The 25,745-nt window shown below is 47.6% G+C and carries 24 protein-coding genes; 13 read left to right on the forward strand and 11 right to left on the reverse strand.

Features of this window, described 5'->3' with window-relative positions; genetic code table 11:
• The 3 genes from VIM72_RS28360 to VIM72_RS28370 all read right to left on the reverse strand — a co-directional run.
• A partial coding sequence (locus tag VIM72_RS28360) for an exodeoxyribonuclease III (RefSeq protein WP_332006181.1) occupies nt 1-452 on the reverse strand: 452 nt, incomplete at its 3' end.
• A 125-nt stretch (nt 453-577) separates the two neighbouring features.
• Nucleotides 578-3,343 carry a methionine synthase gene (gene metH / locus VIM72_RS28365; protein WP_332006182.1) on the reverse strand — a complete coding sequence of 922 codons (2,766 nt, stop codon included), beginning with the start codon at nt 3,341-3,343 and terminating at the stop codon, nt 578-580.
• Between the two features lie 44 nt (nt 3,344-3,387).
• A complete protein-coding gene (locus VIM72_RS28370; protein ID WP_332006183.1) occupies nt 3,388-4,404 on the reverse strand; it encodes a homocysteine S-methyltransferase family protein in 1,017 nt (338 codons plus the stop codon).
• Nucleotides 4,405-4,826: 422 nt separating this feature from the next.
• Between VIM72_RS28370 and VIM72_RS28375 the strand changes: the two genes are divergently transcribed.
• Nucleotides 4,827-5,045, forward strand: coding sequence for a hypothetical protein (locus VIM72_RS28375; protein ID WP_332006184.1), 219 nt, complete (start codon nt 4,827-4,829; stop codon nt 5,043-5,045).
• Between the two features lie 87 nt (nt 5,046-5,132).
• On the opposite strand, the gene recR is transcribed toward VIM72_RS28375, so the two are convergent.
• A complete protein-coding gene (gene recR, locus VIM72_RS28380; protein ID WP_332006185.1) occupies nt 5,133-5,753 on the reverse strand; it encodes a recombination mediator RecR in 621 nt (206 codons plus the stop codon).
• Between the two features lie 58 nt (nt 5,754-5,811).
• Complete coding sequence (locus tag VIM72_RS28385) at nt 5,812-7,269, reverse strand: Ig-like domain-containing protein (protein ID WP_332006186.1); 1,458 nt, start codon at nt 7,267-7,269, stop codon at nt 5,812-5,814.
• 106 nt (nt 7,270-7,375) lie between these two features.
• On the opposite strand from VIM72_RS28385, the gene VIM72_RS28390 reads away from it, so the two are divergent.
• Nucleotides 7,376-7,852, forward strand: coding sequence for an SRPBCC family protein (locus tag VIM72_RS28390; RefSeq protein WP_332006187.1), 477 nt, complete (start codon nt 7,376-7,378; stop codon nt 7,850-7,852).
• On the opposite strand, the gene VIM72_RS28395 is transcribed toward VIM72_RS28390, so the two are convergent.
• The 3 genes from VIM72_RS28395 to VIM72_RS28405 are packed head-to-tail and all read right to left on the reverse strand — an operon-like array spanning nt 7,839 to nt 10,698.
• Nucleotides 7,839-8,378 (reverse strand): hypothetical protein, encoded by a 540-nt coding sequence (locus tag VIM72_RS28395; RefSeq protein ID WP_332006188.1) that lies wholly within the window; start codon nt 8,376-8,378, stop codon nt 7,839-7,841. The two genes, VIM72_RS28390 and VIM72_RS28395, sit on opposite strands and share 14 nt — an antisense overlap.
• A gap of 26 nt (nt 8,379-8,404) precedes the next feature.
• Complete coding sequence (locus VIM72_RS28400) at nt 8,405-9,412, reverse strand: lipid A deacylase LpxR family protein (RefSeq protein ID WP_332006189.1); 1,008 nt, start codon at nt 9,410-9,412, stop codon at nt 8,405-8,407.
• Nucleotides 9,413-9,423: 11 nt separating this feature from the next.
• Nucleotides 9,424-10,698: an acetyl-CoA hydrolase/transferase family protein gene (locus VIM72_RS28405; RefSeq protein ID WP_332006190.1), complete on the reverse strand. Its 1,275-nt coding sequence runs from the start codon at nt 10,696-10,698 to the stop codon at nt 9,424-9,426.
• A 147-nt stretch (nt 10,699-10,845) separates the two neighbouring features.
• On the opposite strand from VIM72_RS28405, the gene VIM72_RS28410 reads away from it, so the two are divergent.
• The 7 genes from VIM72_RS28410 (at nt 10,846) to VIM72_RS28440 (ending at nt 14,551) form a co-directional block, all read left to right on the forward strand.
• Nucleotides 10,846-11,352 (forward strand): GNAT family N-acetyltransferase, encoded by a 507-nt coding sequence (locus tag VIM72_RS28410; protein ID WP_332006191.1) that lies wholly within the window; start codon nt 10,846-10,848, stop codon nt 11,350-11,352.
• A 104-nt stretch (nt 11,353-11,456) separates the two neighbouring features.
• Nucleotides 11,457-11,969, forward strand: coding sequence for an RNA polymerase sigma factor (locus VIM72_RS28415; protein ID WP_332006192.1), 513 nt, complete (start codon nt 11,457-11,459; stop codon nt 11,967-11,969).
• The gene (locus VIM72_RS28420; RefSeq protein ID WP_332006193.1) at nt 11,960-12,433 is read left to right on the forward strand and encodes a hypothetical protein; all 474 of its coding nucleotides are present in this window, start codon (nt 11,960-11,962) and stop codon (nt 12,431-12,433) included. The genes VIM72_RS28415 and VIM72_RS28420 overlap by 10 nt, the downstream gene beginning before the upstream one ends.
• A 135-nt stretch (nt 12,434-12,568) precedes the next feature.
• The gene (locus VIM72_RS28425) at nt 12,569-13,066 is read left to right on the forward strand and encodes a hypothetical protein (protein WP_332006194.1); all 498 of its coding nucleotides are present in this window, start codon (nt 12,569-12,571) and stop codon (nt 13,064-13,066) included.
• 126 nt (nt 13,067-13,192) lie between these two features.
• Nucleotides 13,193-13,684, forward strand: coding sequence for a lipocalin family protein (locus VIM72_RS28430; protein ID WP_142684684.1), 492 nt, complete (start codon nt 13,193-13,195; stop codon nt 13,682-13,684).
• 109 nt (nt 13,685-13,793) lie between these two features.
• Nucleotides 13,794-14,018 carry a hypothetical protein gene (locus VIM72_RS28435; protein WP_332006195.1) on the forward strand — a complete coding sequence of 75 codons (225 nt, stop codon included), beginning with the start codon at nt 13,794-13,796 and terminating at the stop codon, nt 14,016-14,018.
• 26 nt (nt 14,019-14,044) lie between these two features.
• Nucleotides 14,045-14,551, forward strand: a complete 507-nt coding sequence (locus VIM72_RS28440; RefSeq protein WP_332006196.1) for a GNAT family N-acetyltransferase — start codon at nt 14,045-14,047, stop codon at nt 14,549-14,551.
• Nucleotides 14,552-14,567: 16 nt separating this feature from the next.
• On the opposite strand, the gene VIM72_RS28445 is transcribed toward VIM72_RS28440, so the two are convergent.
• The 3 genes from VIM72_RS28445 to ispG all read right to left on the reverse strand — a co-directional run bounded on the left by VIM72_RS28445 (nt 14,568) and on the right by ispG (nt 18,027).
• Nucleotides 14,568-15,461, reverse strand: a complete 894-nt coding sequence (locus tag VIM72_RS28445; protein ID WP_332006197.1) for a LysR substrate-binding domain-containing protein — start codon at nt 15,459-15,461, stop codon at nt 14,568-14,570.
• A 220-nt stretch (nt 15,462-15,681) separates the two neighbouring features.
• Nucleotides 15,682-15,984: a hypothetical protein gene (locus VIM72_RS28450; RefSeq protein ID WP_332006198.1), complete on the reverse strand. Its 303-nt coding sequence runs from the start codon at nt 15,982-15,984 to the stop codon at nt 15,682-15,684.
• Nucleotides 15,985-16,065: 81 nt separating this feature from the next.
• On the reverse strand, nt 16,066-18,027 hold the full coding sequence (gene ispG / locus VIM72_RS28455; protein ID WP_332006199.1) for a (E)-4-hydroxy-3-methylbut-2-enyl-diphosphate synthase: 1,962 nt from the start codon (nt 18,025-18,027) through the stop codon (nt 16,066-16,068).
• Between the two features lie 142 nt (nt 18,028-18,169).
• Between ispG and VIM72_RS28460 the strand changes: the two genes are divergently transcribed.
• The 4 genes from VIM72_RS28460 (at nt 18,170) to VIM72_RS28475 (ending at nt 25,005) form a co-directional block, all read left to right on the forward strand.
• Nucleotides 18,170-19,033 (forward strand): helix-turn-helix domain-containing protein, encoded by an 864-nt coding sequence (locus VIM72_RS28460; protein WP_332006200.1) that lies wholly within the window; start codon nt 18,170-18,172, stop codon nt 19,031-19,033.
• Between the two features lie 113 nt (nt 19,034-19,146).
• Entirely contained in the window at nt 19,147-20,562 is a 1,416-nt protein-coding gene (locus tag VIM72_RS28465) for a TolC family protein (protein ID WP_332006201.1), read from the forward strand.
• A gap of 36 nt (nt 20,563-20,598) precedes the next feature.
• Nucleotides 20,599-23,841 carry an efflux RND transporter permease subunit gene (locus tag VIM72_RS28470; protein ID WP_332006202.1) on the forward strand — a complete coding sequence of 1,081 codons (3,243 nt, stop codon included), beginning with the start codon at nt 20,599-20,601 and terminating at the stop codon, nt 23,839-23,841.
• 15 nt (nt 23,842-23,856) lie between these two features.
• Complete coding sequence (locus VIM72_RS28475) at nt 23,857-25,005, forward strand: efflux RND transporter periplasmic adaptor subunit (protein WP_332006203.1); 1,149 nt, start codon at nt 23,857-23,859, stop codon at nt 25,003-25,005.
• Nucleotides 25,006-25,745: the final 740 nt, after the last annotated feature.

Here is a 25,745-nt window from a genome sequence, read left to right on the forward strand (position 1 = left end):
ATATTGTAATCCCCGCATACCACCAGGTTGGGACGGGTTTTCTTCAGTTCTTCCAGGTACTGGAAAAACTCTTCCAGCCATTGGTATTTATAGGTTTGACGGAGCTCTCCGCTGGTACCGGAAGGAAAGTAGGTATTGATAAGCGTGATATCGCCGAAATCGAGCCTTATAAAGCGGCCTTCCTGGTCGCTCTGGCTATGGCCGCTGCCATACTGTACAAAGTCGGGCTTTATCCGGGTAAGTACCGCTACGCCGCTGTATCCTTTCTTTTGGGCAGGATACCAGTAGTGTGCATAACCGAGGTTGTCAAATTGCTGGAAGTCGATGTTTTCCTGGTGGGCTTTTATTTCCTGCAGGCAGATAATATCAGCGGGATCTGTTTGTAACCATTCTGTGAAGCCTTTGGTCATGGCTGATCTCAGGCCATTTACATTGTAAGATATGATTCTCATGTTGGGTGTTGTTTAGGGCATTACATCATTGAATTTACGAATTACGGACCTGTGGGCAGATAATAAAGCGAAAAAAATCCGCTCTTATCTCTCCACAGATCCGTAACAATTCGCCTGTAATGCTTTTATATATCGTATTCAAGGTTGGGACGCAGCCATTGCTCGGCTTCTTCCACTGTCCAGTTTTTACGGGCAGCATAGTCTGCCACCTGGTCTTTTTCAATTTTCCCCAGGCCGAAATATTTACTCTCAGGATTGGCAAGATACCAGCCGCTTACGCTGGAAGCGGGGTACATCGCCAGCGATTCGGTGAGGGTAATGCCGGTGTTTTCGGTGGCATTCAGCAACTCAAACAGTTTCCATTTCTCGGTATGGTCCGGGCAGGCAGGGTAACCCGGCGCCGGGCGGATACCTGCATAGGCTTCCTTAATCAGGTCTTCATTGCTCAAATGTTCATCTGAGGCATAGCCCCAGAACTCTTTACGCACGCGCTCGTGCATGAGCTCCGCAAAGGCCTCTGCAAGCCTGTCGGCCAGCGCTTTCAGCATAATGCTGTTATAGTCGTCGTGCTCCGCTTTAAATTTGTCCAGCCATTTTTCAATACCAATACCGGTAGTTACCGCAAAACCGCCTATATAGTCGGTTTTGCCGGATTCGGCAGGAGCAATGAAATCGGCAAGAGACAAGTTGGGCTGGCCTGGTGCTTTCTTCACCTGCTGGCGCAGGAATTCCAGCTGTACCGGTTTTATTTCCGGTTGTTCGGGTGTTACCTTTACAGAATCAGGAGCTACCCTGTTGGCAGGATAGAGGCCAATAACCGCATTGGCGCCCAGCCATTTTTCTGCCACTATTTTGTTCAGCAATTCTTTTGCATCATTAAACAACCGGGTGGCTTCCACGCCCACTACTTCATCGGTAAGGATCTGGGGGAATTTACCGTGCAGTTCCCAGGCAATAAAGAAAGGCTGCCAGTCGATATACTTCGCTATTTCTCCCAGATCGTAGTTTTCAAACTTCATCACACCGGTCATTTTAGGCTTCACAGGTGTGAAGTTATCCCAGTTGATGTTAGTTTTATTGGCCTGGGCCTCCGCGATCGGCAGGAATTGCTTGGTTTGTTTCTTATTTTTAAAAGCCTCGTTCAGCTTCTGATATTCTGCCTGTATACCGGCCAGGAAATCGGGTTTCAACGCTTTATTAAGCAGGCTGCCGGTTACGGTAACACTGCGGGATGCGTCCAGTACATGTACTACGCCATGTGCATATTCCTGTGCTATTTTAACTGCGGTATGGGTGCGACTGGTGGTGGCGCCTCCGATGATCAGCGGGATGTTGAAATCCTGCCGTTTCAGTTCACGGGCAACATGCACCATTTCATCGAGGCTGGGGGTGATGAGGCCACTTAAGCCAATGATATCCACCTTCTCCTGGCGTGCGGTCTGAAGGATCTTTTCTGCAGGCACCATTACACCCAGGTCAATGATTTCATAGCCGTTACAGGCCAGTACCACCCCTACAATGTTTTTACCGATATCGTGTACATCGCCTTTTACAGTGGCCAGCAGGATTTTCCCGGCGGCTTTTATTTCCCCGCCCTGTTCTGCCTGTATCCGTAACTTCTCCTGTTCTATATATGGTGTAAGGATAGCCACGGATTTCTTCATTACACGCGCACTCTTTACTACCTGCGGGAGAAACATTTTACCGCTGCCAAAAAGATCTCCGACGATGTTCATACCTGCCATCAGCGGGCCTTCGATCACATCCAGCGGACGGGGATATTTCAGGCGGGCTTCTTCAGTATCTTCATCTATGTACTCGGTGATACCATTCACGAGGGCATGGCTTAAACGGTCTTCCACAGTGCCTTGTCTCCAGGTTTCGTCTTTCTCTACCACCTTTCCTTTGGCCTTCACAGTTTCTGCGAACTGTATCAGCCTTTCAGTAGCGTCTTCTCTTCTGTTTAGTATGGCATCCTCACAAAGTTCACGCAGGGTGGGTTCAATGTCATCATAGATCTGCAGCATTCCTGCATTCACAATACCCATATCCATTCCCGCTTTGATGGCATGGTACAGGAATACGGAGTGCATGGCTTCCCTTACGGTTTCATTACCGCGGAAAGAGAACGACACATTACTTACGCCCCCGCTCACCTTGGCAAGCGGCATCAGTTGTTTGATACGGCGGGTAGCATTGATAAATTCTACTGCATAGTTATTATGTTCTTCGATACCGGTAGCGATAGCGAAGATATTGGGATCGAAGATGATATCCTGGGGATCATAGCCTACCACTTCAGTAAGTATCTTATAGGCGCGATGACTGAAGCTTACCCTTTTTTCTTCGGTATCTGCCTGGCCATGTTCGTCGAAAGCCATTACTACCACAGCGGCGCCATAGCTTTTACAGATATGTGCCTGTTCAATGAATTTGGCTTCTCCTTCCTTTAAGCTGATAGAGTTAACAATACATTTACCCTGAACGCATTTCAGCCCGGCTTCAATTACAGAAAACTTACTGGAATCGATCATGATGGGAATACGGGAAATATCCGGTTCCGCTGCCAGGAGATTAAGGAAAGTAGCCATGGCCGCTTCCCCATCGAGCAGGGCATCGTCCATGTTTACATCCAGGATCTGCGCACCGCTTTCCACCTGCTGCCGTGCAACAGACAGGGCTTCTTCGAATTGTCCTTCCCTGATGAGGCGGGCAAATTTCTTGGAGCCCGTTACGTTGGTACGTTCCCCTACGTTAATGAAATTGGTTTCGGGTCTTACTACCAGCGGTTCCAGGCCGCTCAGGCGCATAAAGGGTTTGATCACCCTGCGTTCTTCACCGGCAATAGGTTCGTTGACAGTATCAGTATTGTTTATAATTGTTTCGCTCATTTCTGCTGTAAGTGATATTTGAATAGAAAACCTGCCACGGCTGATCAGGCGAGTGTTTCGGCCAATACGGGTTTGAGGCGTGGTTTGATATGTTTCACATGTTCTGCAATGTGGCGTATATGATCCGGGGTGGTACCGCAGCATCCGCCTACAATGTTAACGAAGCCGGATGTGGCAAAGTCTTCAATGATACAGGCGGTATCTTCCGGTTCCTCATCATATTCCCCGAAGGCATTAGGTAACCCGGCATTGGGATAGCAGCTCACATAGCAGCTGGCTATGTTGGAGAGCTCCTCTACATAAGGACGCATCTGCTGTCCGCCCAGGGCGCAGTTTAAGCCGATGGAAAACGGGTTGGCATGCATCACGGAAATATAGAATGCTTCCAGGGTTTGCCCGCTGAGGGTTCTGCCGGAGGCATCTGTGATGGTACCCGAAATCATTACCGGGATTTCAGGCTTGCCTGATTCACGGAAGTATTTCTTGATGGCATAGATGGCTGCTTTACAGTTCAGCGTATCAAAAATAGTTTCTATCAGTAGTATATCCACACCACCATCGGAGAGGCCACGTACCTGCTCTTCATAAGCTGCGGCTACTTCGTCGAAGTATACAGAGCGGAAGCCGGGGTTATTTACATCCGGCGACAGTGACAGGGTTTTATTCATTGGCCCGATAGCACCAGCCACAAAGCGGGGCTTATCAGGATTTTTAGCGGTATACTCCGCAGTAGCCCGTTTGGCGATCTGTGCTGCTGCCACATTCAGCTCATATGCCAGTGACTGCATATCATAGTCGGCCATAGCAATAGAAGTGCTACTGAAAGTATTGGTTTCAATAATATCAGCTCCTGCTTCCAGGTACTCTTTGTGGATGGCTTCAATGATCTGAGGCTGTGTAAGATTAAGAAGATCGTTATTGCCTTTAAGATCACTTGGATAGTCGGCAAAGCGGGTGCCCCTGTAGTCTGATTCCTGGAGTTGGTAACGTTGTATCATGGTGCCCATTGCACCATCGATGATAAGTATGCGCTCATTGGCGCAGTCTTGTAAAGATTTCATATTTATTAAGGCGTTTATTAGTTACAGTTAAGAAAAGAACAGGGTCGAACAATAAACAAATCCACCCTGAACGAGTCCACAAATATAACCTTTTCCCGGCTATTTTATTGTTTTGTGATTTGTATGGACCCGGGCTTTGAGCGGTTTGACAATGGTTTTTACAAAGTATATATCTTCCTAAAGAAAAATAGATTTTGTTTATATCTATAAATTTAATTTGGAAGTAGTCTACAAAGTCTACTATATTTGTAGGGTAATAGAAAGGTACAATGCAACAAAATGATAGAAATACAGTGATTTACCCGGTTATGGCCTCCCACCAGTCCTCCGCCTGCACTCCTTGTAGTTGCCGTTGCTGCAATTAACAGATTCATCATTAGTGCTCTTCAGATATTTTATTACAACAAAACTAAATGTCAGTCATGACTATATCAGAACACATTCATACCCTGCATCAGCACCTGGCAAGCCTGGGATTGCAACCCGTGCCGCAAAGCGGCGACGGAAACCAATCTGAAGTGTTCAAGGTATGTTTCCTGAATAAATATGAAATGCAGCGGTGGAAAGAGCTGCAACAACAAAAGGAATCAGAAACCAATCATAAAATATTTCCGGACCATCCTGCAAAGGATGCTGTCTGACAAACTTTTCATAACGTGGAATTACAGGTTAAACGAAGACGGGTGCTATTGAGCACCCGTATTTTTTTATATACCAGGAAGCACCTGTTATTTGTTCTGTACATAGCTTTCCAGCGGTAACCGGTTACTGATAGACCTGGCCAGCGTCATCTCATCAGCATATTCCAGCTCTCCCCCAAATGCAATGCCCCGGGCAATAGTGGTGATTTTTACCGGGAATTCTTTTAGTTTTTTAGAAAGATAATAAATGGTAGTGTCGCCTTCAATAGTGGGGCTCACCGCCATAATCACTTCTTCTACACCATGGTGTTGAACCCTTTCTACCAGCGACTGAATATTAAGCTGGTCCGGGCCTATACCATCGATGGGAGAAATAATACCACCTAATACATGGTATAAACCATTGAACTGCTGGGTGTTTTCTATGGCCATCACATCGCGGATGCTCTCTACTACGCATACTACCTGCTTTTGCCGGGAATGGCTGCTGCAAATACTGCAAACTTCTGCATCGGATACATTGTGACAAACCTTGCAGAACTGTATCTGCTGCCGCATCCGTGCTATCACATCACCAAACTGCTGCACCTGTGCTGTTTCCTGCTTCAGCAGGTGCAACACCAGCCGCAAAGCTGTTTTCTTACCGATACCCGGCAGCCTGGCAAATTCATTTACCGCGTTTTCTATCAGCGCAGAGGAAAATATCATAATGCAAAGTTAGGAATATTGGGGCGGAGGGAGTTGCACTGTTCCTCCGCTGTAATGATTAAATGCTTATTTTTTTAGGTACCGTCCAGTATGCCTTCAGGTTCACTTTTTCAATATTGATCACCCGCTCGGGCTGTTTTTTAGGCCTGGTATAGTAGTTACCACGGTCCCATTTGCCATTGCCATTGGTATCCAGCAGCAGCCGGATATCATATTCGCCCGGCGTAATAAACCGCTGGCTCCATTTGCCATTTACAATGGTGCCCGAATATTTGATGGTTTTATCCTGTACCAGCTGTACTACATAATGCATGGCTGTATCATTGATGGCGTTCTTTGTACTGTCGCTGATACTGAGCTCTGTAACGGTGAAAATGGCATAATCCGCTACCTTTTTGGTCCTGAAGCTAATAGTATCTGCCCGGGCCAGTTGCTGTCCGGCCGTATCCGTAGGCGCATCTTTGGGAATAATGAACCGGTAGGGGGTACCTTCTTTCCAGTCATATCCTATCGATAAACGGGTACGGGTAGAATCCATTGTACTGGTAAAGGTAACCGGGTTGTAGGCGCTGTCTTCCCCAAGAATGGTCCTGGCGCTGTCGAGATTCCTCAATGGCAGCGCAAATGTAATCCTCAGTGGCGCGGGCAATTCCTGCATACCTCCTTCAAGGGTAGCCGTAGCTGTTAATTTAGGCAGCTTTTTCTTTTTCTTTTCCTCTTCTTCCTGGTCAATCAGGGAAGAGTCGATAGGTTCCGGTGGCGGTTTAATGGTACTATCCGTTTCCATGAACAACAGCAGGTTCACATCAGAAAGATTGCTTTCCGTTAATACAACCGGAGCATCCACGAAAGCGATCATCTCTGAAGGTTGGTTGTACTGCAGGTCGCGGTCTTCTTCCTTCAGCGCAAATATTTTATAAGAGCCGGGTGCAATGTTCTTAAAGCGGAAAGAGCCATCCCCTTTTGTTTTGGCATAATACACCGGTTTTTCCTTTGATACAATGGAGTCGGTAAGATCGCGGTACAGCATAACGGCCACGTTGCTATCTACCCGGCCGTTTTCGGCATCTATAAGGTGGCCGGATACCTGCAGGCTGTCGAGATAATCGCCGGTGGACACCACGTACTGGAAATCCGCCGCAATATTACGCTCGTTGATATCCCGGATGGCATCCGCGAAATTGAAGGTGTAGGTGGTGTTGGGCTTCAGGGTATCCTTTATTTCAAGGGTTACCGTGTGCAGCTTGGCCGTCACAATAGGCGTGCGTTTCAGCGTTGGCGACACAATCAGCTTATCGTTCACATTATCGAGTTCCACGTATTCGTCGAAGATAAACGTCACTTTTTTACTGTTGAAGTGAAGGGTGGAATCCCTGGGAGTAGCCTGCAGCAATACAGGAGGCAAACTATCCCGTGGCCCGCCGCTGGGCGGCACAATGTTAGCGCACCGCGTAAAGGAAATGGAAATGAGGATGAACATCAGCCAGAAAACCCAGCCCCGGATATATTGATTCATGTACCTGATCGGATTAATCAGGCACAAACTTACGAACTCATTTCAAAGAATCACGAATTTGGCAGTTGCTTATAGCCGGAACGATATTTTTTCATTAATCTTATATATGGCCAGTATTTATTTAATGCAACATACACAGGTGATCCCGGCCCGGCCGGAGGAGGTATGGAACTATTTTTCCAACCCCAATAACCTGGCGCATATTACCCCTCCCTATATGCGGTTTATTGTTACTTCCCCGCCCTATACCGGGCAGGTATACCCGGGGCAGATCATTACCTACTTTGTATCGCCGGTAGCGGGCATCCCGTTGGAATGGATGACAGAGATCACCCATGTAGCCTACCTGGAATATTTTGTAGATGAGCAACGGGTGGGCCCTTACAGCATCTGGCACCATGAGCATCACTTTGAAGCAGTACCCGGTGGTGTAAAAATGACGGACCTGGTGCATTACCGGCTGCCTTTTGGCTGGCTGGGGAAACTGGCCCACAGGCTGTTTGTGAAAAAACAGCTGGAGGCCCTTTTCAGGTACCGCTTCCAGGCAGTAGAGAAAATATTCGGCCGGCCTACTGCTGGGTAGTAATCGTTTGGGTTAAATGGTCGCCGGTATAAAGCTGGAAAGTGCTTTTGCCGGTTTTGGGTACAGCGCCCAGCCACAAAGGAACGGTACTTGCACTGCCTTTGTTGGGATTGGCGGTAGCTACAAAGTGCAGCGTGGCATTGTTGGTTGCATTATCCGAAGTGGCGGATTCCAGCTGGATCTGGGTACCATAAAAGGTAGGCGGCATGGTGGCGGCTATTACTATATGGGTGCCGAAGTCCGGATGATCGATGGTATTGTTCATGGTTTTGGCTACGCCAAAGAGGCTGTCGAATGAAGCCTGGTTATCAATAAGCCAGAAAGTAAGACTGTCGTTTACCTTAATCGTGTTTTTCAGGAAGTACCCGGAAAGAGGGTTTACTTCCAGCTGGCTGCTGGGGTTTGCATCTACGTTCAGGGTGGTATCGCTGCCTGCACCGGTACTGTCGCTCCCGGATTTAGAGCCGCTGCCGGCACAGGAAGCGGCAAGTGCACAAAAAGAAATAACCATCAGTTTAACATGCATGGCAAATAAGTTTTGATAAAATAACATTAATTACCGGGAATAGTTTTACGGGAGAGAGGAATGAGGAGGGTAATATTACCCACGGAATGTTTCCCGGTACCGCTCATCCATTCGGTGCGGGTTTTCTGGGTATAGCTGATGGTGGTACGGTTAATTACAATCCCGATGCCGTAGTCTATGCCAATGGAGAAGTGCCGCATATGTGTTTGCTGGTAATCGGATACTTCTTCGAAATTGGTATCTCTCGATTTGAAAATACCGCCCTGCAGCAGCGCATTGTATCCTACAAAGCCGAACTGGGGCCGTGCTATCACATACAGCTGGAATTTTCTTTTGGTGGCTATAGATACATTGCGGTGGCCGAAATAGGGGTTGAACAGCCCAGCCCGGATATAGGACCAGCCGCCCACGGCGGTAGTCATGGTGCCCAGCCTGGCATTAATTCCTCCAATAATCTCCAGGTAATTAACCGGGTTCCACAGCATTCTTTCATAAGTGAAGTTGTAGTTGATCAGCGGCGCATTGGGCACCTGGTATTCCCAGCCTCTGGGCGGTTGGTAACCAATAAGATGATGGAAGAAGGTTTGTGTTTCTTTGGCCAGGGCCCATGGACCCAGTACGCCAAATACAAATTCCGAATGGAAGCTGTACTTTTTTTCGGGATTATAAGAAGTGAGCCCGTGCGTGGCATACAGGGCGCCGGCGTAGTAAAAGTCTTTGGGATTGTAGCTGGTATCAGCGATCTCATTGGGGGTGATCATAACCTGCATAAGGTTCCATTCAAACACATTGATGGCATTGTTGCCGGCAGCGGGGAGTATCCATTTATCAAGGAATACCGATTTCTTTTTTTTCATGTAAAGATAGCCTGCGCTGCTGCCGTTGCTGTAGCCGCGATCTGTTCCCCGTCCCCATATATTAAAGAAGTCGTCATCTTCGTATATCCTTAATTGTTTAACAGCATCCTGTGTGACCTGTGCAGAGGCCGTTGCTGTGATAATACAAAGCAACAGGCCTGGTAGCAACTTTTTCATAAAACCGGTATTTATCCGAATACCTTGAATATCTCAAAAGCGTTCTTTTCCAATGCTTCCCGGTGATCCGGATGGGCGATATTAATAAGGGCCTGTGCCCTTTGCCGTAGATTTTTCCCCCGCAGATGGGCAATGCCGTATTCCGTAACTACATAATGTACGTGCGCCCGGGTGGTAACCACGCTGGCGCCGGGCTGCAACTGCGATACGATGCGCGAAATGCCTTTGGAAGTAGTGGATGGAATGGCAATAATGGGTTTGCCTTCTTCGGAAAGGGCGGCACCCCGCATGAAATCCATTTGTCCGCCTACACCACTGTATTGCCTGAACCCAATTGAGTCAGCACATACCTGGCCAAAGATATCGATCTCTATAGCGCTGTTGATAGCCGTTACCCTGGGATTTTTGCGGATGATGGCAGGGTTGTTTACATATTCCACATCCATAAGCCGCATGATGAGATTGGTATCCATAAAATCGTACAGCCGCTGGCTGCCAATGGCAAAGCTGGAAATAAGCAGGCCGGGATGTACCGTTTTGTATTTACCGGTGATCACGCCTTTTTGTACCAGATCGATAATACCGTCGGAGAACATTTCCGTGTGTATGCCGAGGTCTTTATGATTGGAAAGGCATTGCAGCACGGCGTTTGGAATGCCACCGATGCCCATCTGTAAAGTAGCGCGGTCGTCTATCAGGGAGGCAACATGGCGGCCTATAGATAGTTCTGTGTGGGAAGATGGGCGGATGGTTTGGGCATAGATGGGGTAGTCTACTTCCACGGCTGCATCGATCCTGGAAATATGAATAACGCCATCGCCCAGTACACGCGGCATCCGTGGGTTTACTTCTGCAATAATAATTTTAGCGGTATCTATTGCTGCTTTGGAAACATCGCAGGACACGCCCAGGGTGCAATAACCATTTTTGTCCGGAGGGGAAACAGAAATGAGCGCTACATCTATAGGCTGTTCGCAGGTGCGGAAGTACCGGGGGATTTCGCTAAGGAACATGGGAACATAATTGGCCCTGCCCTCGTTTACCGCCTGCCGGATATTTTTGCCTACAAAGAAGGCATCTATTTCAAAAGCATGCGCATGTTCGGGAGAGGCGTATGGCGCTTCCCATTCGGTGTGAATGCTCACCAGGCGTACTTTTTTCAGCTCATGGCTGCGGGCGGTCATGGCATTCACCAGTTCCCGCGGAGTGGCAGCTGCAGTGTGGATAAATACGGTGTGGCCGGATTGGATCAGCCGGGCAGCGGCTGTAATTGATGTATAAGACATACAGTAACTATTTTCTCCAAAATTATCGTGCAGTAAAAAAAATAAATATGAGCGTTATCATATCGTAATTTTAAATCTTCCTGTATTGATAGCTTTCAACAACGCCGCTTTGGAAATTGTTGGAGCAGAGGTGGTTAAATAACGGTTATGGATACACTGATTTACAGGAAAGCCACCGCTTTGGATGCCGCTGCCATCCGGGAATTGTCACTGGCCAGCTATAACCAGTTTGCCACGGTGCTTTCCCCGGAGCATTGGGAAAAAATGCGGCAGGGCTTATCTGACGATGTGGGGCTGCAACAGCTCATGGATAGTGCCACAACTTTTGTTTGTGATACTGGTAGTGAATTAGTGGGTGTAGTATTCCTGGTGCCTTCAGGAAATCCGACCCCGATCTACCCGGCCGATTGGGCTTATATCCGCCGGTTGGGAGTGCATCCGGCTTTCCGTGGCAGGGCTATAGCCCGCCGCCTGATGGAAGTATGCATTAAGGAAGCCCGGCTGGGAGCGGAGCGTATCCTTGGGCTTCATACCAGTACTATTATGCCGGATGCGCAACACCTGTACGAGCGGCTGGGCTTTCTGCAGGTGAAGGAACTGGCGCCTTTATCAGGACAACAATACTGGCTGTACCGGCTGGATTTGCGGCCATAGTTATCCATTTTAGCTGGACATGTTGATAAATTCACATAGGTGTTATGACGCACACCTAGTTTTATTTCTATATATTAGCATTCTAAACCTGGTACACGACTTCTTTGCGTCGAGATTTGGCACATATAAGTGAGCAAATGCTCATCGAGCGGTTAGTAATAGGAGATCCTGCGGCAAAAGAGTTGTTATACGACCGATATGCCGGGGCTCTTTATAATATTGTATTACAGCTGGTGCCTGTAAAAGAACGGGCTAGCGAAGTAGTTGTAAAAGTTTTTCACTGGTCGTTCCTCCATATCGGAACGTTCCGGACCTCGGGCCACAGGACATTGTTTACCTGGTTACTTCGTAAAACAAGGGAATTCGCCATTAAAGAAGCGCTGCCAGAAACCGCATTAACCGGTACTGAGCTGATGAAGCAGGAGGAAGGCATACTACAGCAGTTTTATCTGATACTGCCAGCCGATCAACAACAGGTGTTCCGGCTTAGTTATTTTAAAGGATTATCAATCACAACGATAGCTCGCCTGCTGGCTATGCCGGAGGCGCAAATAAATGAAATCCTGAAAGAAGCGATGAAGTCTTTCAGACAATTCTTAAAAGAGACTTGGAACTAAAATTTTACATAGAAAGCGGTATTATCGAGTCCTTCGTACTGGGCCTGGCTACTGAAGAAGAAGTAGAAGAGCTGCAGCATATGAGAAGGCTGTACCCCGAACTGGATACAGAAGTCGAATTCGTTGAACGTCGCCTGGAAAGAGCCGCGTTTGATGAACCCGCTATGCCTCCTGCGGAAATACGCGACCGGGTGTTACAGAAAATCAGGTGGGAGGGAGGATATGGCCAGTCGGACTCCTCTTCCAATTATACTTTCATCAATATCCAGCCGAAAGACGGCAACCATATCACAGTTCACCGCTGGTGGAAGATCTTCTTCATTATCTTCTTCATCATGTCCAAGGTATTCCTTTTCCTTGCCATTTTTTATTATCTCAAATACCGTATGTCGCAGGAGCAGCAACGCAGCGATAACCTGCACCGGATGATCCGGCAGGAACAAACACAAAGCCCCCTGTTATAATTTTCCATCCGGATTATCGTTATTTTAAAGATTTTACAGGTTTTGAGAATCCGTCAGGAGGGAATATAACGTATCTATAGACATATTATTTATTATTTATATTTTGTAGCCTTAGCTTAAACATAAGCGGACAGTTTGAATATCAGTAACTATATAGAAAGCGGCATTATTGAACGTTATTTGCTGGGACTTGCTTCTCCTGAACAGGAGGATGAGTTGCTGTACCTGCGTCGTATCTACCCGTTGCTCGACCTGGAATTTGCAGCAGCGGAGCTCCGGATTGAAAATAAACTGATGGAAGAAGGCCCCCTGCCGCCGGTAAAAATAAAAGAAGCAGTATTGCAGCGGATTAAACCGGAAAAAGAGTGGAAAGACAGGTCCTGGAGCGGCTATAACCCCTATGAACACACGAATTCCCATCATCATACCTATATTCCGATCGACTCATTCTGGAACCGCCGGATAACAGTAAGCATCTGGTGGCGCTGTGCCTTTATTGCCCTGGCAGTAACAGCCATGGCGCTGGCAGCAAGCACCTGGCATTTCTATCACCGTTCGCAGCGGCTGGAGGAGATCCTGTTTGAGCTGAAAGGCCCTTCTGCAAGTCATCCTGCCCCATTACCCGTTAAGTAACGATACTTTCATTTGGTACGTTTATTGCAAATGCTGAAATTGCCCCTGTATTCCGGCTGTTATAAAACCTTATTTGATAGCTGCGTGTTGAATACATTGGCATTTAAACACACAAATTAATTTCCCATGAGAAAATTTTCATTTGCAGCGTTACTGATGGCAATAGTTGCCGTTTTTGCATCTTCCTGCTCCCCAAAACAAGGTGTTACCCAGGACATCAATAAAGGCGCCGTAAAAGGCAACTGGGTTTTAACCGATATTAAGTATGAAGGTATTCCTGATAACGCCAAAGTAACCGTATTTGATGAAGCCAATGCCAAGTGTTTTATTGGCAGCCAGTGGATCCTGCCGGATAACTACGCAATGGGTTCCTATACGCTTACTTCTACTGAAGACGGTTGCAGCGCCGTTACCCAGAAAATTGCCTGGTCGCTTACCAAAAGTGGCGGAGTGAGTATGTTTGGCTTTAAAAAGCTGTACAGCGGCGATAAAGCAAAGAATGTAACAGAAGGCTACCGTATGGAAATCACTGGCGCAGGTAGTGTGATGACCTGGAGGGCAAATGTTAATTTCGAGAACAAAAGCGCAGCCATCATATACACATTGCAACGTAAATAACCGCTATTAATCATAGTGTTAGCATAAAAAGACAGCGGGGATCATCTTTTATGATCTCCGCTGTCTTTTTTTCAAAAGATGTATATTTAGATGATTAAGTACAGGTACTATGAGTACGCCGCAGTCACAAATTCTAACCATGACCAACACCTTCCACTTTGCATATATCAACCTGCCGGATGGTAAAACAGGCTATCCGTATGCCGGCAACGGGCTTATTGTGTGGATGAGCGACGATCAGAAACTGACGGAAGATCTGGACGGGCCAGAGATCCATGTGTTGCGAACCAGGGAGTTGCCAGGCACCGCTCTGGTAAAAGCCCACAGCCATTAGTGAACAATTGCTTTAAATTTCAAAATATGTTACCCCTTAATACCAACCGATTACTTTTATATCCCTGCCGTCTGCCGCTGCTAACAGAGATATTCTTAAATCATCCGCATGCCCGCGAAGTTTTGCAGGCGGATATACCGGAGAACTGGCCGCAGCCCGACCTGAAAGAACAGCTGCCTCATTTTATTGAATTGCTTCAGCATGACCCGCAGTCGTTTCCCTGGATGCTATGGATCATTGTAAATAAAGAAGATGCGGTTGTGATCGGGGATATCGGTTTTAAAGGCCGCCCCGATAAAAATGGCGTAGTGGAAATTGGTTATACCCTGTTACCGTCCTGGCGGAAAAAAGGATATATGCGCGAGGCCGCTACAGCGTTGGTAGAATGGGCCTTCCGGCAACCGCATGTGAAAAAGCTGATTGCCGAATGCGATGTTACCAACACGGCTTCTATGAGAGTACTGCAACACCTGGGCATGGAAGAACTGAAATTGCCGGGAGAAATGCTGCACTGGCAGCTGCTGAATAAATAACGTAGGTACATTGCCGTTATTCCGCCATGTTCTGCCTGGCGAAACGGATAAAGAGCTGGCAAAGTTTATCCTGCAAACCCTGCAGATAAGTAAAGTGAAGCTTTCTCACCAGCTTGAAATTCTTTACTGGTAATACCCTGAATTCTCCCAGCTCCAGTTCGCGCTGTACAGCCTGTGAAGAAATAAAAGCCGCACAGGGTGAATGGTGGAGGTATGATTTGATGCTTTCTGTACTGCCCATATACATGGCCACATTCAGATCGGTGATTTTTAATTTCAGGCGTTTCAGCTCCTCGGTAATTACTTCCAGCGTACCGGATCCATGTTCCCTCATTAACAGGGGAATGGTTTTAAGGTCGGCCGGGGTAAGCGGTTCGCCATTGCCATACTGGTGCTTCATATTGCCTACCAGTATAATTTCATCTTTCGCAAACTCCACATATTTCAGCAACGGGTTTTTGGAGCTGCCTTCAATGATACCCAGCTGTATGCTTTTTTCAAACAATGCCTGTTCAATCTGTTCTGTATTTCCGCTGGTAAGCGATGTTTTTACATCCGGGTACCGTTGGTTGAATTTTGCCAGCAGCGGAGGAAGCAGGTATTGCGCAATAGTGGTGCTGGCGCCTATGGGCAACAGGCCGCCCTGCATATGTTTCAGTTGATTTATTTCGTATTCCAGGTTACGGTAATCGGTAAAAATAATTTCTGCATGATGCATCACCAGCACCCCGGCGCGGGTAAGTTTTATTTTATTACCGATCCTTTCAAACAGCGCCATGCCCAGCTGTTGCTCCAGTTCATGTATATGTTTGGTAACAGCCGGTTGTGAAATATATAATTCTTCTGCGGCTTTGGTAAAGCTGAGGCGTTTGGCGACGGTATGAAATACCCTGAGTCTGAAATCGAACATGCATTAAAAATACAAAAATACCTTACAACTCAGGCGGCGTGAAGCCGAAGTGTTTATAAATATCCTGTTCCGGTAACTCATGACATCCTTCACAGTCTGCGGATGTGACGCGTTTTTCAGTATACCGGCGGCGGGAATAGCGGGCGCTCTGATTACAAAGGGCTGCATCAAACTTTGAAGCAGCCCTTTGCCAGAAAATTATGTCCGTTGAAATTCAGCTTTATGCTTTCTTCTTCCCTGCGTTTTTATTGTTTGATTTATAGCGCATATCAGGCGTTCCATCTTTTTTTGTTGGGCCTGCGGGAGTTGCAGCTGCTTTGTTTTCTTTATAGCGTTTGTCTGGTGTGCCGTCTTTCTTGGTTTTAGTAGTGGCGGCGGCAGCTGGAGCAGGAGCAGCAGCTGTTGTTTTTTCAGTTTTTGCTTTAGCTGATTTTACTTCTTTTTTTGCGGTGGCGGGTGTTTGCGCCATTGTTACGGTTAAACCCATAAACATGGCGAACAATCCGGTCAGGAGCTTTTTCATATCAAATATGTTTTATGAAAATTTAAGCTTTTTCCGGCATTGCTGTATCCGCTTCTGCTGTTTTTAAGCCAGATTTAATAATTAGTTTTTCTCCACCCACATGCCGTTTTCCCGGATCAGGTTGATCAGTTCGTTCACGGCCACGTCGCTGTTGAGGCCACGTTTCACGATTTCCTTGCCGCGGTAAAGGGTAATTTTGCCAACGCCGCTGCCCACATAACCAAAGTCGGCATCGGCCATTTCCCCTGGGCCGTTTACGATACAGCCCATGATAGCGATTTTTACGCCTTTCAGGTGATGGGTTACAGCGCGGATGCGGGCGGTGGTTTCCTGTAAATCAAACAGGGTACGGCCACAGGAAGGACAGGAGATATATTCCGTTTTGGAAATGCGGGTACGGGTAGCCTGCAGGATACCAAACGCAATGTTATTCAGGGTGGCATGCTGGCCGGGTTGAGGCTCCTGGTTGCTCAGCCACAGCCCATCGCCGAAGCCATCGAGCAGCAGTGCGCCGGCTTCAGTGGCATGATGGATCAGGTGTTCATCTGCCGAAGGCTGGTTACTGATACTATGGATGATAACAGGCACCGTAATATTTTTATTGAGCAGTAAGATGAACAACCGCCTGATAGCCGCCATGGCATTACTTCCGGTGGCCCTGGCCACAAGAACGGTGCTGGCAGCAACAGCAGGATTGGCCAGTTGCAGCAACAGTTGCTCGTGATGCGCTGTATCCAGGTGGTTGCAATCAAATTGAACGAAGTTGATCCGCCCGGTTTCATTTTGTTCGCAGGCGGTAACATAATGCCGGGCGTCAAAATACGGAACCAGTTCCTGTTTATCAGCTATGCTCTGCCAGTATTCAGCATCTATCACTACCCGCAGGGTACCGGGTAAACCGAAGGAAGGCAGCTGTGTGCCGGTATAAATATAATCGGCAGCAGCATCTCCGATGTTCCATTTATCGCTGGGCTCATCATATACATAACCAATGGCGGTCAGATCAGCAGGCTGCAGGGATTTATTATCGCTGAAGTCTGCCACTACCACGGGTACCTGTTTGTCGCCAATATTCTCCACTGGCGCACTTTCGCGGCGTTTGTACTCAAAAGGCGAGTAAGGAATATTTGTTACGGGCGGAATAGCCGTATAGTCGTTACGGTTAGTATATCTTTTCACAATATCCTTACAAACAGGGAGCTCAAATTCAGGGTCTTCCGTGAGGGAAACGCGGATGGTATCGCCTACCCCGTCTTCCAGGAGGGTACCTATGCCAATGGCCGATTTAATACGGCCATCTTCCCCGTCGCCGGCTTCTGTAACGCCCAGGTGAAGCGGGTAACAGTGGCCAAGTTCCTGTTGCATGGTTTGTACCAGCAGGCGATAGGCCTGCACCATTACCTGCGGGTTGCTGGCTTTCATGCTCAGCACAATATTGCGGTATTGCAGGTCTTCCGCAATACGTAAAAACTCCATCGCGCTTTCCACCATTCCCATGGGCGTATCGCCATAGCGGCTCATGATACGGTCGCTCAGGGAGCCATGGTTAGTCCCTATCCGCATGGCAGTGCCATACTCTTTGCAGATTTTTACCAGGGGAGAAAAACGTTCGCGGATACGGTCAATTTCTTCCTGGTATTCGCTGTCGGTATAATCGATCTGTTCAAATTTCTTTTTATCAACATAATTCCCGGGGTTAACCCGTACTTTTTCCACGATGCGGGCCGCAATTTCGGCTGCATTCGGGGTAAAATGGATATCGGCTACCAGGGGGGTGGTGTATCCCTGTTTACGTAATTCATTTTTGATGACCAGCAGATTATCGGCCTCCTTTTTACTAGGGGCGGTGATGCGTACCAGCTCTGCACCGGCTTCAATACAACGGATGGTTTGCGCCACAGTGGCCGCAGTATCCATGGTATCGGTGGTGGTCATGGTTTGAATGCGGACCGGGTTAAAATTTCCAATGATAAGATCTCCCACCTTTACTTCCAGTGTGGCCAGTCGCTTGTATTCTGTAAGAGAGTCGCAATAAAGCTGCATACGTATTTTTATTTTCCTGCGGAAGCAAAGTTAGTAAAAGCCGGGTGATATACCACCCAAACTTAAAGCTACATTAAATTCCATGAATGGCAGGCGCAGGGCTGTATAAATAGGGGATAAAGGCGTACTTTTGATGCACTTTATGTTACTGAATAAAAGCATAGATATACCTTACCAGCAGTTACCTTTTTCCGGACAGTTCAATGTAGCTCCCCTGGACATGTTCCGCAATGAACTGACGGATCAGCCTCACCGCCACGATCATTTTCAGATTATCTGGATCACCAAAGGAAAAGGCAGGCATATGGTAGATTTTGTGTGGTATGACGTGGAGGATAACATGATCTTCCTGCTTCGTCCCGGGCAGGTACATCAGCTGGATTGTGAGCGCAAAGGCTATTTCCTCTATTTTACGGAACAGTTTTATTTTACCAATAAACACGATAAGGAAACCCTTTACGATTTCACCTCGCTTTTCGATAACTGGCACGGATACGGGCCCATCAGTACCAGCGGTAATACCACGGAGTCTCTCCTTGGACTGATACAGCTGATGAGCAGGGAAAAGACCTGCGAGCCCGCCAGTAGCCGGGGCATTGTGAAGCATTACCTGAATGCTTTCCTGTTGCTCATTGAACGGGAAAAGAAACGCAATGCCGCGGAAACCATGATGCCGCTGGCGCACGATGCACGCGTGATGCAGCTGCGCCGCCTGCTGGAGGAACATTACCGGACGGAGCACCAGGTAACTTTTTATGCCAGCGCGTTTGCCCTTACCCCAAAAAGGCTGAACGAAATTACCAAAGAAGCCACCGGCCGTACTGTAACCGAATTATTACACGACCGGATTGTACTTGAATCCAAAAGGAACCTTGCCTTCAGTCACAAAAGTGTCAAGGAGATCTGCTATGAGCTGGGATTCGAAGACCCTGCTTACTTTAGCCGTTTTTTTAAAAATAATACCGGTATCTCTCCCCAGGATTTCCGAGACATGATGTTCAAATAGTACAAGTCAATAGCTGAATTGTCCTAACACCCGCCACTTACCCCGGTCTATATTTGCATACTTATTTGTGAGCCTGCATCAGTCGGCTTTTATTGGACGCTATAGATTAATTTATGAACATCTGGAAACCGCTTTGCCTGCTGGTTGTTGCAGCAGGCTGCAGTTCGGCGGCAGTGATGGGTCAGACCCGCCCGCTTACCTTGCAGGAAGCACTACAAACAGGACTGAAGAATTACCAGTCTATCAAAGCAAAAGAAAACTATGCTAAAGCAGCTACAGAAAATATCAGTGCAGTAAAAAGAGAATACTTACCTGACCTGAACCTCGCCGCTCAGAATAGTTACGGTACCGTGAATGGAGAAACCGGCCCTATGTGGGGATACAAAGGCTGGACCACCGGCGCTTCGGGGCCCACCCTGCCTTCACAGAACTGGAATGCCGCCTTCGGCGGATTATACCTGGCCAATATCAGCTGGGATGTAGTCACCTTTGGCCGCCAGCATGCTAAAGTACAGGCCGCAAAAGAACAATTGTATACTAACCAGGCCGACCTGGAACAGGAAAAATTTGAACAGCAGGTGCGCATCGCCGGTGCATATCTTAATCTCCTGGCAGCGCAAAGGTTGAGGGGCTCTATGGAGTCTAACCTGAAACGGGCGCAGGACCTGCGGCATATCATTGTGTCGCGCGCGCTGAACGGCCTTAGTGCCGGAGTCGACAGCTCCATCGCCAATGCAGAAGTATCCAAGGCAAAACTAACACTGGTAGATGCTGTGAACTATGAAAATGCGCAAAGCAATAAACTGGCGGAAATGATGGACGTACCTCCACAGGATTTTATACTCGACACCACTTTTGTAACGAAAATACCCAATCAACTGCTGGAAACCATATCTGCAGAGGATTCCGTGTCGCTTAAAAATCAACCTTTGCTTAAGTTATTCAGCTCCCGCGTTACATTAAGCGATGCCAATCAGAAACTCATCAGTAAAAACGCAATGCCCCGCCTTTCGTTTATGGGCGTGATGCAAACACGCGGTTCAGGTTTTGATTACGACTATAGCGCAGCTAATCTCAGTCATTACAGCCAGGCATACTGGTCGGGCGCAAAACCGCAGGTATCCAATTACCTTGTGGGCCTCAACCTTTCATGGACGGTAACAGACCTCTGGCGCACGCATTCCCAGGTGGCCCGGCAGCATTACACCACAGAAGGATTGAAAAATGAATACAACCAAACCTACAGCCGCCTGCAACATCAGCTGCAGCTGTCGGAACAGCAGATAGATAATGCGGTGAAGAAATACCGGGAAGCGCCCATAGGGCTGAAAGCCGCCAGCGATGCCTTCCTGCAGAAAAGCACCCTCTATGAGAACGGGTTGACGAATATTGCCGACCTGGCCCAGGCACTGTATAACATTAACCGTGCGGAAACAGACCGGGATATTGCCTACAATGGCGTGTGGCAGGCAATATTGTATAAATCTGCTACCGTAGGGGATCTGCAACTTTTTTTGAATCAACTGTAATTAACCGAAAGGCCACCCTTTCCTGAATATAATTGTATGAACCTGATAAGAACCGCATTACAGAAGCCAATAGCCATCATCGTAGTAGTGATGGGCCTGTTGTTTTTTGGTATTCAGGCAACGCGGGATATTAAGATAGATATCTTCCCGGATCTTAACCTGCCGGCTATTTATGTATCACAGCCTTACGGGGGCATGTCGCCCCAGCAGATGGAAGGGTTTATTGCCACCAACTACCAGAACCTTTTCCTGTATGTAACAGGTGTAAAAGATATTGAAGCCAAAAATATCCAGGGCCTTACCATGATCAAGATCTCTTTTTATGAAGGGACAAACATGGCGCAGGCCGCGGCGGAAGTAACAGCTATGGCCAACCGTGCATTTTCTTCCATGCCGGCGGGTACGCAGCCACCTTTTATTATCCGCTTCGATGCATCCACTTTACCGATCGGGCAACTGGCGCTAAGCAGCCCTACCCGTTCCAATAATGAACTGCAGGATCTGGCCATGACTGTTGTCCGGCCCTCTTTCAGCCGTATTGCCGGTCTTACCTCACCAGCGCCTTTTGGTGGTAACTCACGTACTATCGTGATCAATGTGGATCCTGCACTGATGCGCAGCCACCATCTTACGGCCGACCAGGTAGTAGCCGCCATCAAGGATAACAACCAGATATCCCCGGCAGGTAACGTGCGCATCGGCGATATCACTTATCTCACACCTGCCAATACCGTGATACGCACGGTGAAGGAATTTGAGAACATTCCACTGGTAATGGGCGACGGCCCCACCGTATTTGTAAGAGACGTGGCGAAAGTGGAAGATGCCGCGGATATTACCAGCAGTTACGCAGTGATCAACGGAAAACGCTCTGTATATCTCCCTATTATAAAAACAGCAGACGCTTCTACCTGGACAGTAGTGAATAACCTGAAAGCCGCCTTACCAAATATCCAGAAATTATTACCGGAAGATGTAAAGATCTCGTTTGTATTTGACCAGAGCGTGTATGTGATCAATGCCGTGAAAAGCCTTATCAGTGAAGGGGTAATTGGTGCGGTGCTTACTGCGCTGATGGTACTGCTGTTTCTTGGCGACCGCCGTAGTGCCTATATCGTGATCATTACCATCCCGGTGTCAATCATCATAGGGGTGATGTTCCTGAAACTCTTTGGTCAAACCATCAATATTATGACCCTGAGTGGTTTGGCGCTGGCTATCGGGATACTGGTAGATGAATCTACTGTAACTATTGAAAACATCCACCAGCACCTGGAAATGGGTAAGCCCAAAGCACAGGCTATCTGGCATGCCTGCCAGGAAATTGCTTTCCCGAAATTGCTGATCCTGCTGTGTATCCTTGCTGTGTTTGCGCCTTCCTTTACTATGAAGGGCGTGCCCCGCGCTATGTTTATGCCGCTGTCGCTGGCCATCGGGTTTTCCATGATTGCTTCCTACCTGCTGTCGCAAACGCTGGTGCCCATCCTGGCCAACTGGATGCTGGATGCCAATAAGTTCAGGCATCATGGTCACCCGCATGTACATAGCAACGATGTACATAAAACAGCCGGTTATATTGAAACAGAAATTGCAGACGAAAAACAGCACGCTAAAACTATTTCCGGGTTCGATCGCTTCAAGCTGCGCTTTATTGGCTGGCTGGAAGGACTGATGAAAAAAAGGAAGCTGGTAATCGGCGCTTACTTTATTGGGGTTATTGGTATAGTAGCATTATGTATGAGTGTTATAGGCCGTGATATCTTACCTAAACTGAATAACGGACAGTTCCAGTTAAGACTGAAAGAGCCTACAGGAACACGCATCGAACGGACGGAAGCCATGCTTGTTAAATCAACACAAATCCTGAAGGAGATTGTTGGCGCCAAAAACATCGACATCACATCTTCCTTCATCGGTACCCATCCATCGTCCTATTCTACCAACCCCATTTATCTCTTTATGGCAACGCCAAATGAGGCAGTGCTGCAGGTAAATATGAAAGAAGACTTCCACATCAACATGGATGAGTTTAAGGAGAAACTGCGCAAGCGTATCCATGAACAGATGCCGGAAGTGAAGATGAGCTTTGAGCCGATAGATCTTACAGATAAGGTGATGAGCCAGGGGGCATCCACACCCATTGAAATTGCCATCATGGGTAAAAACCTGAAAGAAAGTGTGCCGTATGCGCAGAAGGTACTGGCAGAAATGAAGAAGATCCCTTACCTGCGGGATGTACAGATCAATCAGCCGATGGACTACCCGGCTATCCGTGTAAACATCGACCGGGAAAGGGCTGGCCAGCTGGGTGTAAGTATTACGGATATCGCCAAATCACTAACGGCTTCTACTTCTTCCAGCCGTTTTACTGAAAAAAATAACTGGCTGGATGAAAAGAATGCGACCTCTTATTTTGTACAGATCTCTGTACCGGCAAATGAAATGTCGAGCATTAATGACATGGCCGCTATTCCCATCAGCAAAAATAACACCCGCCCGTCGTTAGGCGATGTGGCCACCTTGCAGCCTGACACGGTGGTAGGAGAATACGACCGTATCGGCGCGGTGAGAATTGTGTCTATCGGCGCTAATATTCATAAGAGAGATCTTGGGAATGCCTCCGCAGCAGTAGCGGCAGCTATTAAGCGCGCCGGAGAGCCGCCACGCGGTATTTCCGTAGAAAAGCGGGGATTGATGAACCTGCTGAATGAAACATTGGATAGCCTGCAATCGGGCTTGTTAGTAGCAATTATTGTGATACTGTTATTGCTGGCGGCTAATTTCCAGTCGTTCAAAGTAGCGCTGGTAGTTGTTTCCACTATTCCCGCAGTATTGGCGGGATCACTGATCATGTTGCTGATCACGGGGTCTACGCTTAACCTGCAGTCATACATGGGGATCATCATGTCGGTAGGCGTGTCTGTAGCCAATGCGATTTTACTGATCACCAATGCAGAAAAACTCCGGCTGGAAAACCATGATTCCTGCAGATCCGCACTGGAAGGTACTTCCATCAGGCTGCGCCCTATTCTCATGACGAGTATCGCCATGGTGGCGGGTATGATCCCAATGGCATCGGGGCTGGGGGAAGCAGGCGATCAGACAGCGCCGCTGGGCCGTGCGGTTATCGGCGGATTGATTGCCAGTACTTTTGCATCGCTGTTTATTTTGCCGTTGATCTTCTCCTGGGTACAGCAGAGATCAACCGTGAAATCGGTATCGCTGGACCCTGAAGATGAGAACAGCCAGTATTACGTTCCGGGTGCGGCGCGTGTATAACCAGATATAACTATAATGACTAAACGACATATCAATATCATGAATATAAATAAATACAGCCTGTTGTACCGGGTCATGACGGCTGCTGCATTATTGCCCCTCGGCGTATTGTTCGCCTCCTGCCATAGTTCCCGGGCAGATGACGACAATGAGAATGAAGATGGACGTGTTCAGGTGAAAATTATTCATCTTCAGAAAAGCCAGCTGGATGCTTCCCTGAAATTACCCGGGGAAATAAAGCCTTTCCAGTTTGCTGATCTCTATGCCAAAGTGAACAGTTATGTGAAAAATGTAAATGTGGATCTGGGTAGCCAGGTAACTGCCGGCCAGGTGTTGGCCACCCTCGATGCGCCGGAAATGAATACGCAATTGATGGAAGCGCAGTCTAGGCTGCACACAAAAGAAGCCATGTTCCGGGCCAGCCGTGCTACTTATGAACGTTTGCTGAAAACCAGCAAGGTGCCCGGAACTATTTCTCCCAACGACCTGGATATGGCGTTTGAGAAAATGAGCGCCGACAGTGCAGAGCTGCTTTCTGCCCGTTCTTCCTACCACGAAGTGCAACAGATGCTGGGCTACCTGGTGATCCGTGCACCGTTTAGCGGAGTGATCAGCCAGCGTAATGTGCATCCGGGCACTTATGTGGGCCCCGCCGGTAAGGGGTCTGACAAACCGTTGTTCCGTCTGGAAGAACAGCAGAAACTACGTTTATCCGTAGCCGTGCCTGAAATTTATACCGACGAAGCGCATCATGCAAGCGATGTTCGCTTTACCGTGAAATCATTGCCTGGAGATACTTTTACGGCGAAGGTAAACCGTATTGCCGGTAGCCTGGATGTGAAGCTGCGCTCTGAAATACTGGAAATGGATGTAGCCAATAAAGCAGCCCGTTTGCTTCCTGGCATGTATGCCGAAGTACAAATGCCCATGCCGGGTAAGAAAGACGTGTACATTGTGCCTAAATCCGCTATTGTCAGCAATTCCGAAAAAATATTTGTGATCAAGGCGGTGAACAATAAAGCGGTATGGGTGCCGGTGAAATGCGGAAATGAATCCAACGGGCAGGTAGAGGTTTTCGGTGATCTATCCGACAACGATCAGCTGGTGCAGAACGGCAGCGATGAAATAAAAGAAGGAACGCCTTTAACGGCGGTTGCAAAATAATGTGTGTTTAAAGGGGGGAAGTTGTTTGCAGAAAAAGGAATCAACAGGAAGAAGGATCATCAGACAAAAGAAAGCATCAACGGATAGAAGAATCATTTAATCGGACTGTATTCGGCAAGGTAAAGAGTGACGGGTAGCAGTTAAACAACTTCCCTGATGAATCAAGCAATACAGCGCTCCGCAAAAGGGGCGCTGTTGCTTAAAACACGAAAGAAAATTGTTACGCCGCGTAACAGTTGTAGGTTTAGGTAAAACGGCCGGAATATTCCTGTTCCGGTTTTTTTATTTTTTTTTGGAGATGATTAAGAGACATTCCCAGTAATGCCGTTACTACTTCTCGGATACTTCTCGGATACTTAGGACTCGTCTATGTGTAGTATTTCCCATATACTCCTGATACTGTCCCCATACACTATCCATACTGTAGCCATACACTACTGATACACTTCCCATACACTGTGCATGCACTTGTCTCGTCCTGAAATAGCGGGGTCTTGTCCTGATATAGGTTTACACAGTGTCTCGTCCTGAAAAATGTTGACCGTTTTGGGAATGAAAGAAATTTGTGTTTTTCTGTACGGTTATGAGTTGACAAAAGTAAAAAAAACATATTTGAAGACAAAATCCATACGTCCTGTAATTGACATCTTTTTCCATAATTTAGTCGCCAGCAGTTTCTACAGGCCTTTTTAATCGCTTTTTCTTCCAATGCTTTAACATCGGCCCATCCAGTTCGTGTG

This window comes from Chitinophaga sp., from assembly GCF_036569185.1.
In the GTDB taxonomy this organism is placed as follows: domain Bacteria; phylum Bacteroidota; class Bacteroidia; order Chitinophagales; family Chitinophagaceae; genus Chitinophaga.

Excerpts from the sequence above, each read along its gene's own strand:
- VIM72_RS28405 (WP_332006190.1), bottom strand. The coding sequence starts at position 10,698 with ATGTCTTATACATCAATTACAGCCGCTGCCCGGCTGATCCAATCCGGC.
- VIM72_RS28445 (WP_332006197.1), bottom strand. The coding sequence starts at position 15,461 with ATGTTCGATTTCAGACTCAGGGTATTTCATACCGTCGCCAAACGCCTC.
- VIM72_RS28430 (WP_142684684.1), top strand. The coding sequence starts at position 13,193 with ATGAGAAAATTTTCATTTGCAGCGTTACTGATGGCAATAGTTGCCGTT.
- ispG (WP_332006199.1), bottom strand. The coding sequence starts at position 18,027 with ATGCAGCTTTATTGCGACTCTCTTACAGAATACAAGCGACTGGCCACA.
- VIM72_RS28440 (WP_332006196.1), top strand. The coding sequence starts at position 14,045 with ATGTTACCCCTTAATACCAACCGATTACTTTTATATCCCTGCCGTCTG.
- VIM72_RS28390 (WP_332006187.1), top strand. The coding sequence starts at position 7,376 with ATGGCCAGTATTTATTTAATGCAACATACACAGGTGATCCCGGCCCGG.
- VIM72_RS28475 (WP_332006203.1), top strand. The coding sequence starts at position 23,857 with ATGACTAAACGACATATCAATATCATGAATATAAATAAATACAGCCTG.
- VIM72_RS28470 (WP_332006202.1), top strand. The coding sequence starts at position 20,599 with ATGAACCTGATAAGAACCGCATTACAGAAGCCAATAGCCATCATCGTA.
- VIM72_RS28385 (WP_332006186.1), bottom strand. The coding sequence starts at position 7,269 with ATGAATCAATATATCCGGGGCTGGGTTTTCTGGCTGATGTTCATCCTC.
- VIM72_RS28370 (WP_332006183.1), bottom strand. The coding sequence starts at position 4,404 with ATGAAATCTTTACAAGACTGCGCCAATGAGCGCATACTTATCATCGAT.
- VIM72_RS28435 (WP_332006195.1), top strand. The coding sequence starts at position 13,794 with ATGAGTACGCCGCAGTCACAAATTCTAACCATGACCAACACCTTCCAC.
- VIM72_RS28410 (WP_332006191.1), top strand. The coding sequence starts at position 10,846 with ATGGATACACTGATTTACAGGAAAGCCACCGCTTTGGATGCCGCTGCC.
- VIM72_RS28400 (WP_332006189.1), bottom strand. The coding sequence starts at position 9,412 with ATGAAAAAGTTGCTACCAGGCCTGTTGCTTTGTATTATCACAGCAACG.
- VIM72_RS28375 (WP_332006184.1), top strand. The coding sequence starts at position 4,827 with ATGACTATATCAGAACACATTCATACCCTGCATCAGCACCTGGCAAGC.
- VIM72_RS28460 (WP_332006200.1), top strand. The coding sequence starts at position 18,170 with ATGTTACTGAATAAAAGCATAGATATACCTTACCAGCAGTTACCTTTT.
- metH (WP_332006182.1), bottom strand. The coding sequence starts at position 3,343 with ATGAGCGAAACAATTATAAACAATACTGATACTGTCAACGAACCTATT.
- recR (WP_332006185.1), bottom strand. The coding sequence starts at position 5,753 with ATGATATTTTCCTCTGCGCTGATAGAAAACGCGGTAAATGAATTTGCC.
- VIM72_RS28465 (WP_332006201.1), top strand. The coding sequence starts at position 19,147 with ATGAACATCTGGAAACCGCTTTGCCTGCTGGTTGTTGCAGCAGGCTGC.
- VIM72_RS28450 (WP_332006198.1), bottom strand. The coding sequence starts at position 15,984 with ATGAAAAAGCTCCTGACCGGATTGTTCGCCATGTTTATGGGTTTAACC.
- VIM72_RS28395 (WP_332006188.1), bottom strand. The coding sequence starts at position 8,378 with ATGCATGTTAAACTGATGGTTATTTCTTTTTGTGCACTTGCCGCTTCC.